13 protein-coding genes, 1 tRNA gene and 2 pseudogenes are annotated in these 16,616 nt (G+C 73.3%); 5 read left to right on the forward strand and 11 right to left on the reverse strand.

What is annotated here, in order from left to right:
• The first annotated feature begins 150 nt into the window (after window positions 1–150).
• Window positions 151–1,311 (forward strand): acyl-CoA dehydrogenase family protein, encoded by a 1,161-nt coding sequence (locus tag ABZ920_RS02065; protein WP_361497737.1) that lies wholly within the window; start codon window positions 151–153, stop codon window positions 1,309–1,311.
• 122 nt (window positions 1,312–1,433) lie between these two features.
• Here ABZ920_RS02065 and ABZ920_RS02070 read toward each other — a convergent pair whose 3' ends face one another.
• Window positions 1,434–1,625: a hypothetical protein gene (locus ABZ920_RS02070; RefSeq protein ID WP_361497740.1), complete on the reverse strand. Its 192-nt coding sequence runs from the start codon at window positions 1,623–1,625 to the stop codon at window positions 1,434–1,436.
• 459 nt (window positions 1,626–2,084) lie between these two features.
• Here ABZ920_RS02070 and ABZ920_RS02075 point away from each other — a divergent pair, with 459 nt between their 5' ends.
• A complete protein-coding gene (locus tag ABZ920_RS02075; protein ID WP_361497743.1) occupies window positions 2,085–2,267 on the forward strand; it encodes a hypothetical protein in 183 nt (60 codons plus the stop codon).
• 65 nt (window positions 2,268–2,332) lie between these two features.
• Here ABZ920_RS02075 and ABZ920_RS02080 read toward each other — a convergent pair whose 3' ends face one another.
• The 4 genes from ABZ920_RS02080 to ABZ920_RS02095 are packed head-to-tail and all read right to left on the reverse strand — an operon-like array spanning window position 2,333 to window position 7,381.
• A complete protein-coding gene (locus ABZ920_RS02080; protein ID WP_361497746.1) occupies window positions 2,333–4,507 on the reverse strand; it encodes a geranylgeranyl reductase family protein in 2,175 nt (724 codons plus the stop codon).
• Complete coding sequence (locus ABZ920_RS02085) at window positions 4,504–5,454, reverse strand: polyprenyl synthetase family protein (protein ID WP_361497749.1); 951 nt, start codon at window positions 5,452–5,454, stop codon at window positions 4,504–4,506. Before ABZ920_RS02085 ends, ABZ920_RS02080 begins: the two co-directional genes overlap by 4 nt.
• 4 nt (window positions 5,455–5,458) lie before the next feature.
• Window positions 5,459–5,911, reverse strand: coding sequence for a hypothetical protein (locus ABZ920_RS02090; RefSeq protein WP_361497752.1), 453 nt, complete (start codon window positions 5,909–5,911; stop codon window positions 5,459–5,461).
• A 48-nt stretch (window positions 5,912–5,959) separates the two neighbouring features.
• A complete protein-coding gene (locus ABZ920_RS02095; RefSeq protein ID WP_361497755.1) occupies window positions 5,960–7,381 on the reverse strand; it encodes a S8 family serine peptidase in 1,422 nt (473 codons plus the stop codon).
• A 383-nt stretch (window positions 7,382–7,764) separates the two neighbouring features.
• Between ABZ920_RS02095 and ABZ920_RS02100 the strand changes: the two genes are divergently transcribed.
• The gene (locus ABZ920_RS02100) at window positions 7,765–8,241 is read left to right on the forward strand and encodes a PhnD/SsuA/transferrin family substrate-binding protein (RefSeq protein ID WP_361498345.1); all 477 of its coding nucleotides are present in this window, start codon (window positions 7,765–7,767) and stop codon (window positions 8,239–8,241) included.
• A gap of 83 nt (window positions 8,242–8,324) precedes the next feature.
• Here ABZ920_RS02100 and selD read toward each other — a convergent pair whose 3' ends face one another.
• Complete coding sequence (gene selD, locus ABZ920_RS02105; protein WP_361497758.1) at window positions 8,325–9,350, reverse strand: selenide, water dikinase SelD; 1,026 nt, start codon at window positions 9,348–9,350, stop codon at window positions 8,325–8,327.
• Window positions 9,351–9,661: 311 nt separating this feature from the next.
• On the opposite strand from selD, the gene ABZ920_RS02110 reads away from it, so the two are divergent.
• Window positions 9,662–9,754, forward strand: a tRNA-Sec gene (locus tag ABZ920_RS02110).
• A gap of 35 nt (window positions 9,755–9,789) precedes the next feature.
• On the opposite strand, the pseudogene ABZ920_RS02115 reads toward ABZ920_RS02110, so the two are convergent.
• The 4 genes and pseudogenes from ABZ920_RS02115 to ABZ920_RS02130 all read right to left on the reverse strand — a co-directional run.
• Window positions 9,790–11,538, reverse strand: a pseudogene (locus ABZ920_RS02115) (SelB C-terminal domain-containing protein); the annotation flags it as partial.
• 5 nt (window positions 11,539–11,543) lie between these two features.
• Complete coding sequence (gene selA / locus ABZ920_RS02120; RefSeq protein WP_361498347.1) at window positions 11,544–12,875, reverse strand: L-seryl-tRNA(Sec) selenium transferase; 1,332 nt, start codon at window positions 12,873–12,875, stop codon at window positions 11,544–11,546.
• A 538-nt stretch (window positions 12,876–13,413) separates the two neighbouring features.
• Window positions 13,414–13,676: pseudogene (locus tag ABZ920_RS02125) on the reverse strand (hypothetical protein); the annotation flags it as partial.
• A gap of 60 nt (window positions 13,677–13,736) precedes the next feature.
• Complete coding sequence (locus ABZ920_RS02130) at window positions 13,737–14,744, reverse strand: hypothetical protein (protein ID WP_361497761.1); 1,008 nt, start codon at window positions 14,742–14,744, stop codon at window positions 13,737–13,739.
• Between the two features lie 149 nt (window positions 14,745–14,893).
• On the opposite strand from ABZ920_RS02130, the gene ABZ920_RS02135 reads away from it, so the two are divergent.
• Window positions 14,894–15,532, forward strand: a complete 639-nt coding sequence (locus tag ABZ920_RS02135; RefSeq protein WP_361498349.1) for a DUF6233 domain-containing protein — start codon at window positions 14,894–14,896, stop codon at window positions 15,530–15,532.
• Here the strand turns inward: ABZ920_RS02135 and ABZ920_RS02140 are convergent.
• Entirely contained in the window at window positions 15,449–16,282 is an 834-nt protein-coding gene (locus tag ABZ920_RS02140; RefSeq protein WP_361498351.1) for a hypothetical protein, read from the reverse strand. The two genes, ABZ920_RS02135 and ABZ920_RS02140, sit on opposite strands and share 84 nt — an antisense overlap.
• Window positions 16,283–16,616 lie beyond the last annotated feature (334 nt).

Below are 16,616 nucleotides of genomic sequence, written 5' to 3' on the forward strand. Positions count from 1 at the left end.
GTCGGGTGGTCGCGGTCCTGGTTCTTCCGGGCGCACCGCACCGTCCCTCGTTCGGCCCCCGGCGGCGCGCGCTCCCGCGGCGGCGGCGAGTGAGCTGCTTGGCTGGGCGGTGACCACGGACAGTCACGGACTCACCTCACAGGGGACGCCATGCTGCAGGCCGCCGAAGCACCGCCGACCGGGCCCGTGCCCGAGCACTGGGACGCCGTGGTGCGCGACATCGTCGAGCCGCTGGCCGGGAAGGTCGACCGCACCGGCCGCTTCCCGCGGGAGGGCGTGCACGCCCTCGCGGACGCCGGTGTGCTCGGCCTGCTCAGTTCGCCCGCGTACGGCGGGCCGGGCGGGGACCTGCGGCAGGCCGCCGCGGTCGTCGGGCGGCTGGCGGGCGCCTGCGGCTCCACGGCCATGGTGCTGCTGATGCACTACGCCGCCGTCACCGTCATCGAGGCGCACGGCGACGACGACGTGCGCGGCGCGGTGGCGGCGGGACGGCACCTGAGCACCCTGGCGTTCTCCGAACGCGGTTCGCGCAGCCACTTCTGGGCGCCCGTCGGCACCGCCGTCCCGGACGGCGCGGACGCGGTGCGTCTGGACGCGCACAAGTCGTGGGTCACCGCGGCCGGCGAGGCGGACAGCTACGTGTGGTCGAGCAGGCCGCTGCACGCCGACGGCGCCATGACGCTGTGGCTGGTGCCCGGCGGGAGCGCGGGCCTGGAGACACACGGCGACTACGACGGGTTCGGGCTGCGCGGCAACGCCTCCAGCCCGGTCACCGCCGACGGCGTGTCCGTACCGCGGTCGGCGATGCTCGGCGCGGACGGCGCGGGCCTGGCCATCGCCCTGGAACTGGTGCTGCCCTGCTTCCTGACGCTGAACGCCGCGTTCTGCCTGGGGGTGGCGGACGCACTGCTGGAGCTGACGGCGCGCCATCTGCGCGACACCCGCCTGGAGCACCTGGACGGGACGCTGGCGCAGCAGCCTGTCGCGCGCCGGCAGTACGCGGCCCTGCGGCTGCGCGCCGACGCCGCCCGCGCGCTCCTCGACGACACCCTCACGGCGCTGGAGGCGGGACGCCCCGACGCGGCGCTGCGGACGCTGCAGGTCAAGGCCCTGGCCGCCGAGACCGCGGCCGAGACGGCGGACGGCGCCATGCGGTTGTGCGGCGGGTCGGCGTTCCGCCGGGAGCTGGGTGTGGAGCGCCGGTTCCGCGACGCCCTGGCGCCGCGGGTGATGGCGCCGACCACCGAGGCGCTGTACGACTTGTGCGGCCGCGCCGGGCTCGGCCTCCCGCTGTTCGAGGGGGCGAAGTGAGCGGCCCGGCTTGATACCCGCCGGCAGCAACGGCTCAAGCCGGGCCTACTGGCGGTTAGTCAGATCCCCGCGTCCCACAAGACCTGATCACCAACCAACAAGATCTACTTTCACAACAGACCCTAGGCCGTGTTGCGTTCGGACAGCGGGATCAAGGCCTCGGCCATGTTGGTGTTCGGGCCGGCGCGCAGGCTGTGGGAGGTGACCTTGAGACCGTTGATCAAGGCGACGCCGGCGGCGGCCGCGCGTGCTTGCACCAATGGTCGTTCGGCGTCGAACCCGGGACAGGCACGGTCCACTACGTCCTTCCCCAAGGCGAGGCATGGTTCGCCAACTCCTCCAACGACCTCTGGCTGCGGACCCTTCACCACTACGGCCGGCACGTCAGCGAGTCCGAAATCCTCAGCGATCGGATGACCACGAGGACCAAGCCCTGCCCGAGCTCAGCATGCTCGCTGACGAACGCAAGAAGATCGATCCACCTGCCTTCGACGGCTACAACGGGTTCATCTGGGCCGAGTTCCTCGACCGCTGGCTCTGGTAATTGCTCGCGGCCACCACGATCCCCAAGCGATCACTCACCGTGTCCGGCGCGTCGAGCGGCTCGCGAATAGGCGACACCGCAACATGCGAGCCCACCAGTCCCGACGCCGGAACTGCCCTGGCAGGAGAAGATCACGAAGTTCAATGCCCTGCTCACCAACGCGGTCATCTTCCACAACGCCCTCGACATCGCCGAGATCGTCCGCCAGCTCAAGGAGGAGGGCCGCGTCATGGACCCGATGACCTGGCCCACATCTCTCGCCCTACCTGACCAGCACATCCGCCGCTTCCGCGAGCACTCCACCCATGAACTCGGCATCCAGCCCGAGGCGTACGATCCGAAACTCGATGTCGACTTCACCCAGCTCCGCGACCAGGATCTGCGTGTCGAGGGCTTCGGTACGGCGGCCTGACTACCCTCTTCGAGAAAGCCACGGATCACCATGCCCCACCCCACAGCGACGACCGGCCTGTGGCTCTACAGCTCCGGATCACCCGAACGGCGCGCCAGATCCGGTCGTTCCGGAACCTGTCGCGTGACCGCATAGTCGATCAGCGCGAACAGCGATGCGCGCGAGGGACCCTCCGGCAGTGCCTCAAGCGCGTCCGCCGCCCGGTCGGCTTGCTCCCGCGCCAGCGCACGGGTCACGTCGAGGGCTCCGCTGTCGCGGACGATTGCAACCGCCTCGTCGACATCGTCCGCCGTCAAGCACCCACGAAGAATCAGGCTCGCCAACCTACCTTGCGTGCGCCGCAGTGCGACCAGAACGGGGTGCGCCAGCGTGCCCTCGCGCAGTGCGGCGCCCGCGGCGTTGTCTACCGGGCGTGCGCCCCCGGTGAGAATACGGATGTCCTCCGTCAGTCGGAACGCGACGCCGAGCGCACGGCCGTAGCTCGCCAGTGCTCTGACATGTTCTGGATCGGCTCCAGCCGCGACGGCGCCGAGCTGGCACGGCAACTCGAATGACGATGCGGTCTGCAACTCGACCAGCGACAGATGATCGTCCTCGGTTACCCGCACGTCGAATGCGTGTTGCCGCTCGCGAATTCCGCCGGTGCACACCTTCGTGACGGCGCGGGAAATGAGTTCCAGCGCCTGAGGGCCGCCGTCGGTGGCGAGGTGCAAGGATTTCGACATCAGTAGATCGCTGACCAGGATGGCGAACCTGTTTCCCCATCTGGAGTGCGGTGTCGGCGTGTTCTCGACACCGAGTTGCGCGAGCGCCGCCAAGGCGCTCAGTTCGATCGCGGCGCCCAACTTGATGCGGCAGCGCGTGCGAGGATCGCCGAAATGGCTTGCCAGTAGCAACAACAGTGCCGGCCGGAACGGGACGCCGGGATCGCCCCAGCTCGACGTAGCCAGACGGGCCAGGAAGGGCCACTCGTCGCGGACGGCGCTCGTCATGAGCTCACCGACGCCGAGCAGATCGGTGCGTACGTCGACCCCTGGCGCCACCAGTGCGGCCACGTCGTCGATCGTACGGTTCGCCCTGAGTTCACCCATCCCCTCGGGCAGGAGCAGCGCCCGGCGGCACAGCGCGAACGGCGCGCGCTCACTGTTGAACGTGCTCTCGAGGACCCGCCAGACGAACTGGTACCGGTGCGCCGACCGGCGGCCGGCCGCCAGCCACCCGGAGTACGAGCTCTCCAGCAGCAGTGCATAGTCCAGCAGATTCGGACGCGCGGGATCGTGGGTCAATCCGCGGTCGATGACCTCGGCCGCCGTCCTTCCGGACTCAAGCGCGTAGCTGATGCCCTCCCCCGTGAACGGGTTCACCAGCGCAGCGGCATCACCGACGAGGAGGATGCCGTCGGCAACGCAGCGTCCGGGTGAGAAGTCGAGGCGAAACGGTGCCTTAGCCCACTTTCCGCGCAACGGGCCGCCGAACCTGCTCAACCGAGTGAGGAACTGCTGCAACACTTGATCCGCGCGGCCTTCGTAACCGGAACGGAACAACCCGACGCCGACGTTCGCTTCCGACGCGCCCGTCGGATTGATCCAGCCGAACGACGGCAGAAGATCCCGCCCGGTTACGTCGTCGAGCGGCAAGAAGACCTCTTGCAGATCCAGCAGTTTGTCGAGACCGGTCAGATAGCCGCGGACGCCGACGCCAAGGCCGCCCTCGGGCATGAGACCGACGGCGCGCGCCAGCAGCGACCGTGCACCATCGGCCGCGACGACCGCGGCCGCCCGGACGTCGATGAGACGGCCGGCACGGCATACCCGTACCCCGACGACTCGTCCGTCCTCGACGATCGGGGCTGTGACCGCGGCCCCTTCCCAGAGTTCGGCGCCGACCGCCACGGCGCGGCCACAGATGGCCTCGTCGAGCACGACGCGCGGCACGACGAGGCAGTGGCTGTCGGCGCCCAGATAGGCGTCGTAGGTGAAATCGCGCCAGCCATGACCGCGCATGTGGACCCGCGCGCCCCGCATCCGTTTTGCGTGGGGCAGGGAGCTGAGGACACCCATCGCGGCGAGGACCCGGACCGCACGCTGCGTCAGCGCATCACCACACACTTTGTCCCGCGGGAAGCACTGCGCCTCGAGCAGCAGGACCCGGCGGCCCCGGACCGCGAGATGGTAGGCAGTTGCGCTGCCCGCGGGCCCGGCGCCGACCACCACCGCGTCGTAGCAATTCGGCACGTTCATTCCACTCGGCTCGCGATACGTCGGGGCATGTCCGCGAGCGCGTCGCGGCCGGGGAACTCCGGGAGCTCGGCGAGTGCGGCGGCGGCGCGAGCGGCATACGCGCGCGCGAGTTTGCGCGTCACGTCCACGGTGCCGCTGACCCGCACCAGCCCTGCCGCCTCGGCCGCCTCGCGCGCCGTGAGGTTTTCGTGACGCAACAGCGCCGCCAGCCGCCCGCCCGGGTCCTGCCGCAGCGCAAGGAGAACCGAGTAGGAGAACACGCCGACGCGGAGATCGGCCCCTGTCGGCTTGCCCAGGCTGGCCGATTCGCCGACGAGATCGAGCAGGTCGTCGGTGAGCTGGAAAGCGATCCCCAGTTCCTGCCCGAAGCGAAAGAGTGCATCGACGTGTCCGGGCGCGCAGCCGGCCAGCTCCGCACCGAGCCGGCATGGCAGGCCGAACAGCGTGGCCGTCTTCATGCGAATGATCTCGAGATGCTCGTCCGTGGCCAGTTCCACGTCGTAAACGTGCTCGGTTTCCCGGAGCTGGCCGCTGCACACCGTAAACGCCGCTTCCGTCATGGCGGACATCGAGTCGCGCGGCAGGTGCGCCAGCTCGGCCATCGCACAGCCGAGCACATGCGTTCCCGTAGTGGCGGCACGTGCGTTGCCCCACAGCGAATTCACGCTCGGTGCTCCGCGTCTCGTCGCCGCACCGTCCATCACGTCATCGTGCAGCAACGATCCCATGTGCATGAGTTCGATCGCGGCGGCGGCGTGCATGAGCAGTGCTTCGTCGGCCTCGCCGAGGCTCGCGGAGAGGAACAGCAACTGCGGGCGAAGCCGCTTGCCGCCGTGACGAATCAACTCGCCGGCGATCCGGCCCAGGCCCTCATCCTGTCCGCTCACCGCCTTGTCCATGGCGTGGTCGAGCCGCGCGGCCCACCCGTTGTCGATCGGAGGCGGCAAGATCCTAGAGGAATGCATCGCGCAGCTCATCGAGCTGTGCGCGCAGCCTCGCAGACGCGAAGGCTAGTTCGGCGAATCTGACGAAGAAGCCATAGCCGTTGTGCAGGTCGCCTGCCGGAGCCCGGACGATGACATCTCCCCGGAAGTAGGCCTGAAGTGGTGTGAGGACGCCGCTCGCGATCGCCTGCGCGGCCTCCAGATACACGGCGCCATGCATCATCTCATCCGATCCGAGCCCCGGCTCGATCAGGACGTCACCACCTCCGACACGGACGTTAATCCGGCCGAATCCGAGCACAGCCAGGTTGGCCTTGCGGCCGTCGAACTCGTTCACCATCTCCTGGAACTCCACCGGGTTGTCCGTCCGGAAGTTCGTGACCCCACGTTTCACATGGATCGCCAGTGCCTTGTCGTTCGGGGTGACGCTTGCGGCTCGGGGCGCGAAGTCGTCGGACATGAACGTCTCTCCTCGTTGACGGTTTCCGACCGGTGATGTTCCGCGCCGTCACAGTGGCGGCGGTGTGGCGGTGACCGCCGCGAGTGCGTCGATCCTGCCGTACCAAAAAAGGCCAATCACTCCCGGCGTGTTCGTGACAATGAGTTTCTTGACCGCGCTGGGAGTCAGGGTGTCGTTCTTGTCCAGGATGAGCGCGGCGAGACCTGCCACGTGTGGGGTCGCCATGCTGGTGCCGGATTTGTTGATGAAACCCGGCGCGACGACGTCCTCCGGCTTTCCGGTTCCCGCCGCCCGCGCGGAGGCGATGGCGACACCCGGTGCTGCGACATCCGGCTTCGGCCTGCCGTCCGGCGTGGAGCCGTGGCTGGAGAATCCCGCGATCAAATCGTCGGCGGTGGTGGCACCGACGGTGATGACCCTGTGTGCGTTACCGGGACAGCGGATTGTGGGGAAGGGGTCCCCCCAGAATTCGGTGCCTTCGTTTCCGGATGCGACGGCGACCACCACGCCGAGGCTCACCAGACCGTCGGCTCCGGTGCACACCACGCAGGTGCCACCGTCGCAGTACCACTCGCCGTCGCTGAGTCGGTACCCCCAGCTGTTGCTGGCGACGTCGGCGCTGGAGGTCGCCACAGCGATCAACCCCTCGACCGCCCATTCCGGAGTAGCGTCCCCTTTGTCGTCCATAATGCGGATGTCGACAATGGTCGCTCCGGGGGCGATGCCGCGATATGTCGCGTTCTGGCTCGCTACGACCCCCGCGCAATGAGTTCCGTGGCCCCGGTCGTCGCGCTTTACCGCGGAACCGGTCATGTCCTGTTGCGGGCCGACGATGCCTGCTAGCGCGGGATGGGTGTCGTCGACGCCGGTGTCGACGACCGCCACGGAGATGCCCGCGCCGGTGGTACCGGGAGGCAGGACATCCGCCTGGATGTGCGGCCGGCTGAAGTCGAGCGCCTCTACGTGGCGCGGCTTGTTGCTGTTGATACTGCTGACATCGTCTCGCGCCGCCATCGCCAGTACTTCGGACGATGTCAGCGTGGCGAGCAGGCTGTGAGTCAGCCAGAACTCCTTCCGGGCTTCGATGCCTCGGCGTTCGAGGTCCGCCCGGATGCTCCGCAGGTAGACCTCGGCATCGGCTTGACGCGCCTCGATCGCCCGGGCCCGTTCGGACTTCGGAACAGTGGCGCCGCGCGCGGCAGCCTGGCCCGACACCAGGTTGATCATCACCTCGTGCACCGGCTCCTCGGGCGGGATGGGCGCACCCGTCCAGGTTGCGAGCTTGCGTTCCTCGCGCTCGACGAGAATTGTGTTAATGACCCACTGATCAATCTTGCGCACCGCGACCGGGTTCTCCGCCGTCAGCTCTTCCAGCTGCTTTCGGCGTCTCTTTTTGACGTACCAGTCGAACTGTTCGCGGCTGCGGTCGGCTGCGGACCGACCATCTCTTCCAGCAGTCGGCGAGGACACCCCGGCTCCTTTCAGTGCTCAGCCACGATCTCGACCTGCCTGGGCGAATTCAGAGTACCTGCCGGACCTCCGGGCCGCGCGCGACCGTGAGCAGCGACGGTAACGGAATTTCGAGCTGCGACGGTGCAATTGAGCCGGAACTCGCGGTTTTCACTGCGTGGCGCGCATCTGCCCGGCGCGGGCCTGGCCGGCACCACACGGCCCGGCGCGAACCTGGGACACGCGGACCTGCGCGGCGCGAACCTACCTAACCAGTGCGTGCCCTACAGCGGGGCGTGTGGTGCGTGCCGGTGTCACTGCCGGAGGCGCAGCCGGTGGGTACGACGGCAGCCAGGAGCGCGTAGGAACCTCCGACCACCTGGCCGCAGGCGCCCCTGCTGCCCCTGCACCACCTGGCGCAGCTGGGACTGACGGCGGGCGCCGACTTCGACGTCCTGCGCCACGACACCGGCGTCGGTCTGCACGGGGACCACGTCGGCGGGGAGCGCGACGCGGCCCGCGCCCTTATCGCGGGCGAGGCGGCCGCGGCCTGCATGCTGGACGCCGGCCACCTCCTCCTCGGCCAGGAAGGCATCCTGCCGCCGGGCGCCACCAGGACGCTGACCCGCACGGCGCCGTACGACCACTGCGCACTGCCGGCCGGGCCGTCGCTCGACGCGGCCGCCGCCGACCGGCTCGCGGACCTGCTGCTGTCCATGTCCTACGCCGATCCCGAGGTGCGCCACCTGCTCGACCTCGAAGGCCTGACACGGTGGGTGCCCGGGCGGGAGAGCGGTTTCGCGCACCTCGCCGCCGCGGTCGACGCCCTGGGCTTCCACGACGCGGACGGCCGGATCACGGCCCCCGGCTACCGGCCGTGACCGGCGACGGCGCACCGTCCCCTCGGTGAGAAGTCGGGCGCGGCGGGGACGGGGAGGGCGGTGACCGTGTGCGGCGCGCGACCTCACCTGAGAACGACCGAATGGGAGCCGCGTGGGACGAGTTCCCCGACCACGGGGGCGCCGGGCACCTCCCCCGCGACGAGCAGTCCGCCCGAGGTCTGGGCGTCGGCCAGCAGGAGGCGGGTGTCGGCGTCCGTGTCCCCGAAGTCGGTGAACGGCGCGACCCACTCCAGGTTGCGCCTGGTGCCGCCGCTGACATAGCCGTCCCGGACGGCTTCGCGGGCGCCGTCCAGGTACGGCACCGCGGCGGTGTCGACCACGGCGGTCACACCGGAGGCCCGGGCCGTCTTGTGCAGGTGCCCGAGGAAGCCGAAGCCGGTGACGTCGGTGGCGCACGTGGCGCCGGACGCCAGGGCCGCGGCCGCCGCGTCCCGGTTCAGGGCGACCATCGTGGCGACCGCCTGCTCGAACCGCTCGCCGGTGGCCTTGTGCCGGTTGTTCAGCACGCCCAGTCCGAGGGGCTTGGTCAGGGACAGCGGCACCCCGGGACGGCCGGCGTCGTTGCGTAGCAGCCGCTGCGGATCGGCAAGTCCGGTCACGGCCATGCCGTACTTCGGCTCGGGGTCGTCCACGCTGTGTCCGCCGCCGACGTGGCAGCCGGCCTCGGTGGCGATCTCCAGGCCGCCGCGCAGCACCTCGCGCGCCAGGTCGAACGGCAGGACGTCGCGGGGCCACGCCAGCAGGTTGACGGCGAGCACGGGCCGTCCGCCCATCGCGTACACGTCGGACAGGGCGTTGGCCGCGGCGATGCGTCCCCAGTCGTAGGGGTCGTCGACGACGGGGGTGAAGAAGTCGGCGGTGGACACGATCGCCTGCGCGGCCGCGCCGCCCTGCGCGGGCAGGGTGACGACGGCGGCGTCGTCACCGGTGGACAGGCCGACGAGGAGCGGCGTGTCGCTCGCGGCCGGAAGGGTGGCCGCGAGGCCTCCGAGCACGTCCTCCAGCTCACCGGGCGGGATCTTGCACGCGCATCCGCCGCCGTGCGCGAACTGCGTGAGCCGTACCGGCGTCCCGTGCGTCGCGGTCATGGTCGGCCTCCTGTGGGGTGCTGAAGCGGATGGGGTGAGGAACGGGACTCCGGGTGTCGCCGTGGAGCCTCGTCGAACGTGTGAAAGCGATGGCTCGGCCCGCCCGGGCGATGTCCCGCGCCGGTTCTGCGGCCGTCCCCGGCCGCAGAACCGGCGGCCGGGGACGGCCGCAAGGCCGGGCCGCCTGCCGACCGGTGACACCGCGCCGGCCGGCGGGCGGCGGCGCCCAATGGCAGGGCGTGGCCGGTGCCGGGTCGCAGCGTGGCCGGTGCCGGGCGGGTCCCGGGGCGTCCTGTAGCCTGACGGGCGGTGGAGGCGTGTGGGTGCCTGGTGGCCCTCCCGGTCTTCAAAACCGAGGTGCCCGAGGATCTCGGGCAGGCGGGTTCGATTCCCGTCCGCCTCCGTTCCCCTCCCCCGCCCGGCAGCGCCGGCGCTGGTCGTCCACGCGGTGCGTGTATCCCTCGGCGTCGAGCCGTTCGAGCAGGGGGACGGCCACCCTGCGGGTGGTGTCCAGGGCGCGGCGTGCCTCGCTCAGCGTGAACGGCTGCGGCAGCCGGCGCAGTACGGCGGCCGCCTGCGCCTCCGCGCCGGGGAGCAGCACGATGCCGTCGGCGATCCGCAGCAGCGCCCCCGCCGACACCGCCGCGGCCAGCGCCTTGCGGGTGAGCCCCAGTTCCGTCAGACGGCCCGCCTCCGGCGCGCGGAAGGGGGCCTTCTGCAGATCCCGGCGTACGGCGGCGACGGCCTTCTCGAGCGGTGGCGGCAGGGTCGGCCGCCGGCTTCCGGGGCCGTGGAGCCGGCCCTGGCGGGCGAGCAGGCGCGGCTCCCCCGGCGTCGCGGCGAGCGCGTCGACCAGGGCCCGGTCGGGCAGACCGAGCAGGCGCCGGGCCGCCTCCGCCGGCAGGCCCGGCTCCAGGGGGTGGCCGGCGGCGTACCGCTCCACCTCGGCGGCCAGCCGCTCACGCAGACGGCTCCAGTGGGCCTCGTCGGCCAGCCAGTCCCCGGCGACGGGCTCGGTGGGCGCCGGCACGCCCATGGCAAGCAGCTGCGAGCGCCGGATCAGCCCGCGCCGCCGCAGCTCCGCCCGGCCGTCGGGACGGCCGGTCATACCCGCGAGTTCCTCGGCCCGGGCGCGTCCCGCACCCCGCCGGGCCAGCCGCGGAGGCCGCACGTCCAGCACGGTCACGGCCGAGGGCACGTGCCCGCCGCCCGGTTCGCGCAGCACCGCCCGGTCCCCGACGCGCAGCGGCAGGGCCCGGTCCAGGGTCAGCCGGGCGGTGTCCTTCCCCAGCGGGCGGACGGTCACCGGGACCGCGGCCGTGCCGATGTGCAGGGTGACCGTGCGGGGCAGGTCGCCGACCGCTTCGCCGACGACCCGGACGTCCACGAGATCGGTCGGCAGCCACCGCTCCGGGGTCAGCAGCACCTGCCCGCGCCGCAGGAGGCCCTCCGGGGCGCCGTGCACGTTGACCGCCACGCGTGCGACCCCGCTGACGGCGGACCTGGTCTCGTGCAGGCACTGCAGCCCGCGGACCCGCAGCGCCGCCGACCCGTCCCCCGTCACCAGCCGGTCGCCCACCCGCAGGGTGCCCGAGCCGAGGGTGCCGGTGACGACCGTGCCGTGGCCGCGCACGGAGAAGGCCCGGTCCAGCCACAGCCGCACGTCTGCGTCGGCGGGCGGCACGGGCAGGCTGTCCGCCAGGCGGCCCAGTTCGGTGCGCAGGGCGTCGAGGCCGGCACCGGTCACCGCGCTGACCGCGACGGACGGCACGGTACCGAGCGAGGTGGCGGCCAGCCGCTCGACGGCGTCGGCGCGCACGGGCTCGGGGTCCGCCAGGTCGCTCCGGGTCACCGCGAGCAGGGCGTGCCGCACGCCGAGCGCGTCGAGGATCTCCAGGTGCTCCTGGGACTGCGGCTGCCAGCCCTGGTCGGCGGCGACCACGAACAGCACGGCGGGCACGGGGCCGACCCCGGCGAGCATGGTGGCGACGAACCTCTCGTGGCCCGGGACGTCCACGAAGGCGAGGTGCTCGCCGTCCGGTCCCAGCCTGGTCCACACGAACCCGAGGTCGAGGGTCAGTCCCCGGCGCCGCTCCTCCTCGTACCGGTCGGGTTCCATCCCGGTCAGGGCCCGCACGAGGGCGGACTTGCCGTGGTCGACGTGCCCGGCGGTGGCCAGGACCCGCATGGCTCCTACCCTTCCCCGGCCGCGCGCACGGCACCGGCCAGTCGCTCGTCGTCGTCGGCCGGCACCGCCCGCAGGTCGAGCAGGCACCGCCCCGCCTCGACGCGCCCCACGACGGGCGTCGGCCCGGTGCGCAGCGCGGACGCGTACCGCTCCGGCAGGGACAGCGCGGCGCTGAGCAGTGTCACGCCGGGGGCACCGCCGCCGCCCACGGTGGCGACGCTGTCGACGGCGTGCGCGTCGACGCCGTCGGCGCGCAGCGCGGAGGCGAGCCGGGCGGCCCGGCGCCTCAGCTGCTCCGGGTTGGCGGCGAGGGCCGTGGCGGTGGGGGGCGCGGGGCCGGTGAGGGTGGCCTCCAGCGCGGCCAGGGTCAGCTTGTCCACGCGCAGGGCGCGGGCGAGCGGATGCCGGGAGACGGACCGCACCAGCGGCTGCTCGCCGAGGAGCAGACCGCACTGCGGTCCGCCGAGCAGTTTGTCGCCGCTCGCGGTGACGAGGGAGGCGCCGGCCCGCAGCTGGGTCTCGGCGTCGGGCTCGTCGGGCAGCAGCGGGTGGGGGGCGAGCAGCCCGGAGCCGATGTCGACGACGACCGGGACGCCCAGCGCCGCCAGTTCGGAGGTCTCGGCGGCGCGGGTGAACCCGGTGATGAGGAAGTTGGAGGGGTGGACCTTGAGCACGAACGCCGTGTCGGGGCCGATCGCGGCGGCGTAGTCGGCGGCGGTGGTGCGGTTGGTGGTGCCGACCTCGCGCAGCCGGGCCCCGGTGCAGACCAGCAGGTCGGGCAGGCGGAAGCCGTCGCCGATCTCGACCATCTCGCCGCGGCTGATGAGGATCTCCCGGCCCGCGGCGAGCGCGGTCGCGACGAGGACGAGCGCGGCGGCGCCGTTGTTGACGACGTGCGCGGCCGCCGCCGACGGCACCCGGCCGGCCAGCGCTTCGAGGGCGGTGCGGCCCCGGCGGGCCCGCACCCCGGTGCCGAGGTCCAGCTCGACGTCCGTGAACCCGGCGGCCTCCCCCACCGCCTGCCGGGCGGCGGCGGACAGCGGCGCCCGGCCGAGGTTGGTGTGCAGCAGCACCCCGGTGGCGTTGATCACCGCCCGCAGCCCGCCGGCGGTGCGCGGCAGCAGGGCGACCGCCGTGTCCGCGACCCGCTCGGGCGGGAGGGTTCCGGTGCGCGCCTGCTCCTGCGCCTGCCGTACCGCCGCCTTCACCGCGCCGGGTCCGAGCCGCCGGGCCGCGTCCACCAGGCGCGGATCGCCGAGCAGGACGTCGGTACGGGGGATGCGGCGCCGGGCGTCGGCGGGGGCCCGTCCGCGGTCCGCGCCGCCGCCTCCGGTCACCGCCACCTCGGTCTCACCGGTCCGCTCCGGTGTGACCCGCTGCTCCACGACGCCCTCCTTCCGGGCCCGGCCTCCCGGCTCTGTGCAGGAGCGCCCATCGTCTCGCAGGGCCCGCGGCCGACGGCACGACACGCCGAGCGGCGGAACGTCTTCAGCGCACGTCTTTCCGCACATCACCAGGACATTCGCCGTTTTCCCCACGGACCCGGCCGGTCGCGGTCTCCCCGTGCGCAGGCCGGGGCGCCGGCGGGCCGGCGGGCCGCTCGGTTGCCCTCCGTTCGGCTCGGGGAACGGTCCCGGCGGGTCGGCGCGGACACCGGGTTCCCGGTCCGCCGGCGGGCGCACCCGCGCGACAGGTCCGATTCCCCGGAGCATGGCGGTGCGGTGGTGCTCCGCGTGCCCCCGAGCCCGGAGCGGGTCCTTGCGGTCCGCCGCCCCCGCACGGCCGGGGCCCCGTCTCCCGCACGGCCGGGGTCCGGCCGTGCGGGACCTCGCCGCTGTGCCGCCCGCACCCGCCCGGTGCCCCGGGCTGCACCGGGCTCAGGCCCGCGCGCGTGCGGGCGGCCGCCATCCGGGACAGCTGCTCGCGCACCGCCGCGAACCCCTCGGCCTCGGGGTCCGCCACGCGCCCGGAGAGGGCGACCGCGGCCAGGCGTCGACCAGGGCCCCGCTTGCCCGGAGCGGGTGTCGCTGCGCCGGCTCGTCGAGTACGTCGAGTACGTCGAGGCCACCGTCCGGCCGATGACGACGCAGCGCCTCCACCGCCTCGTCGCGGGAGACGGTGAACACGGTGCGGAACAGCGCCTCGTCGACGCTCCTGGAGGCCGTCGTCGACCAGCGGGCGCGTCCCGGCGGGCCCGGTCAGCCGGCGCGCCGGAAGAGGGTGGCGGGGCCGATCGCTCCGGGGCCGAACTTGTCGCGGATGCGGTCCATGGTCTCCTCGGCGACGAGGCGGGACTCGCGGGCGTGGTCCAGGCTGATCTGCTCCGCCACCTGGCCGGCGTCGACGAGGTCCTCACCCTTCAGGACGAGTCCGGTCAGCCGGCCGCGCTGGAGGCCGGCGGCGTCCATCAGCCGGTAGGCCAGGGCGCGCAGGTCCTCGTCGTGCGCGGACGGCTCCGGCAGGCGCCGGGTGGTGTCCCAGGTCGCTCCGCCGGCGAACTTCAGCACCAGGGTGAGCGCGCGGGCGGCCTGGCCGCGCCGGCGCAGCAGCCGGCCGAGCCGGACGACCAGGTCGAGCAGCGCCGCCCGGACCTCGGCACCCTCCAGGGCGTGCCGGGGGAAGGCGCAGCGCACGGCTGCCGTGGCGGGCAGGGCGCGCGGGACGACGGGGCGCGGGTCGATGCCGCGCGCCCGGTCGGCGGCCAGCCGTCCGGCCCGGCCTCCCAGCAGGCGCTGCACGGTGGCGGGCGGCGTGGCGGCGAGCAGGCCCACGCGGTGGATGCCGTACTCGCGCAGCACCTCGGCCTGGCGGGGGCCGATGCCGTGGAGGGCCTCGACCGGCAGCGGGCCCAGCCAGTCGGCGACCTCACCGGGGCCGACGGCGAGGACGCCGCCGGGGAGTTCGACCTGGGCGGAGGCGGTGGCCGCGACGGTGATCGACGGGCCGATGCCGACGCGTACGTCGACGCCCAGCCGGGAGATGGTGCGGATCCGCAGGACCTCGCCCAGGCGGCGGGCCTGCACGCCGTGGTAGCGCAGCGCGCCCTTCAGTTCGACCAGGGCCGCGGACGGGGGCAGCGCCTGCACGACCGGGGACAGGCCGGCCAACTGCTCCAGGACCTGCCGGTAGAGCTCTTCCGGCAGGCGGTCGGGGCAGCGCACGTGCATCACCGTCGACACCTCCGGCGCATGTGTCTGCGACGTCATGACTCTCACCTCCCAGACCCCACCCTATCGAACGTAAATTCGAACATGCGAGGCGCGCACCGCCGGATCATGGATCTAGAATCAAAAACGTGTTCGATGACTTGCCGCCCGACCTGGACCGCCTGCACACCCTGCGGGTGTGGCACGCCATGTGGCTGGCGCGCATCGACCGCAAGATCGCCGCGCTCAAGGAGCGGCAGGCCGAGGAGGAGCGGGGCCGCCGTCTGCGGCCCCGGCCGCCGGAGTGGCTCGTGGAACTCGGCATCGGCAGCGGACGCCGCCCGCTCCAGGTCCACACCGGCGACTGCCATCTGGCCGGCGAACGGCGCCGTCCCGTCAGCCGCGACGAGGCCCGCCGGCTCCTCGCCACGGGCCTGACCGCGTGCGGCCACTGCCGGCCCGACGCCCGGCTGAGCATCCTGGAGTTAGAGGCCCGGCGGAGGAGGGCGCGTGCCGGGCGGGCGGCCCCTTCCGTCCTGAGCTGTCGGCGGACTCCGTCCGCGGTTCTCACGGACCGGGGTGTCGCGGAGGGCCGAACGGGCCGCTTGCCGAGGTGCGACGGACCGGCCCGAGACACCGCCGTGCACCCGGGCGGTTCCGCCGTCCTCCTCATGTGCGGCGCGCCGCCGCGCCGGAGGCGCCCACGCCTGGTTTCCGTCCGGGCACCCGGAGAGGGTCAGCCCGGCCCGGGCACCCGGAGAGGGTCAGCCCGGCGTGTCCGCGGCGCGGCCCCCGCTCGCCGGCCGGCCCGGTGCCGGGGCGCCGGGGGCGGGCGGGCGGCCCGGTGAGGGTACCGGCCCAGCGTCCCGTGTCCTCCTCGCGTCCGGCTCGCCCCACCGGGCGCACCGTCCGGGCAGCCGCGTCGGCACCAGCGCGCGCCACCGTCCGTGCAGCAGGCCCAGGACGACGGCGGCGGCCACGGCGATCAGGTGCTCGCGGCCGGCCAGATTGGGCTCGAGGACCGACTCCGCCACCATCGAGCCGCCGGTGAGCGTGAAGACGACGGGGGCCCGCCGGACGATCGAGAGATAGGTGAACAGGCCCACCACCGCGGCGGAGGGCCCCGTGTCGAGCACCTGGCCGGTCTCCGGCGGCAGGCCCAGCCCCCACCGGCCCGGTCCCAGGGCGACCATCACCCGGACCGTCAGCGTGCCCGCCAGCGTGGCCGCATAGGCGATCACCAGCGTCCGGGTCCGGCCGAGCGTGAGTTCGGCCAGCGCGAACGCCAGGAAGAGCTGGGTGATGCCCGCCCACACAGGCAGATCCAGCGCGGGCACGTACAGCGACACCGGAGTGCGCAGCAGGGCCAGCCACAGCGGCAGGTCCGCCGTCACCCCGCCGAGGAGCCGGACCGCCGCCTCGCCGGCCGGCCGCTGGGCGATCGCATGGAAGAAGATGACGCCGAACGAGGCCAGGAACGCCAGGAACAGCCCGCCGAGCCCGCGCCGCAGCAGCCGCCGCACCGGATCGACCACGATCCCGTGCCACTCGCCGCGCAGGGTGCGGCCCGCGTACGCCGCGGCGCGCGCGAGCCGGATCCGCGGCGTGGACGGCCCGTCGCGGACCGTGGACCGCACGGCCCCCGGCGTCCGCGGCACCGGTCCCCCGCGCGCCGCGGCCCGCGCGCGCACCGACCGCGGCGGAGGGGACCCGCTGCGGCCGTCGGCCCTGTACGGTGCGCCGTCGGGCCGTGCCCCGCCCGCGCCCGGGAGCCGCGCGTCCCCGCGTCCGCGCTCCCGTCCGGCAGGTCGCCGGCTCCCCCGCGTCGCCCCGTCCAGCAAGGGCCCTCCCCTTCCCGCCCCGCACCGGCGGGCGTCGTACGCACCTCGTCCCGGCCGCGCGACGGCCGGCCGCGGCATGCACGCCCCGGCC

The organism is Streptomyces sp. NPDC046831, from assembly GCF_040645305.1.
Taxonomy (GTDB): Bacteria; Actinomycetota; Actinomycetes; order Streptomycetales; family Streptomycetaceae; genus Streptomyces.

What these genes read in the sequence shown, in the direction of transcription:
- selD (WP_361497758.1), bottom strand. Translation starts at nt 9,350, where the DNA reads ATGACCGCGACGCACGGGACGCCGGTACGGCTCACGCAGTTCGCGCAC.
- ABZ920_RS02130 (WP_361497761.1), bottom strand. Translation starts at nt 14,744, where the DNA reads ATGACGTCGCAGACACATGCGCCGGAGGTGTCGACGGTGATGCACGTG.
- ABZ920_RS02090 (WP_361497752.1), bottom strand. Translation starts at nt 5,911, where the DNA reads ATGTCCGACGACTTCGCGCCCCGAGCCGCAAGCGTCACCCCGAACGAC.
- ABZ920_RS02080 (WP_361497746.1), bottom strand. Translation starts at nt 4,507, where the DNA reads ATGAACGTGCCGAATTGCTACGACGCGGTGGTGGTCGGCGCCGGGCCC.
- ABZ920_RS02135 (WP_361498349.1), top strand. Translation starts at nt 14,894, where the DNA reads ATGTGGCTGGCGCGCATCGACCGCAAGATCGCCGCGCTCAAGGAGCGG.
- ABZ920_RS02065 (WP_361497737.1), top strand. Translation starts at nt 151, where the DNA reads ATGCTGCAGGCCGCCGAAGCACCGCCGACCGGGCCCGTGCCCGAGCAC.
- ABZ920_RS02075 (WP_361497743.1), top strand. Translation starts at nt 2,085, where the DNA reads ATGGACCCGATGACCTGGCCCACATCTCTCGCCCTACCTGACCAGCAC.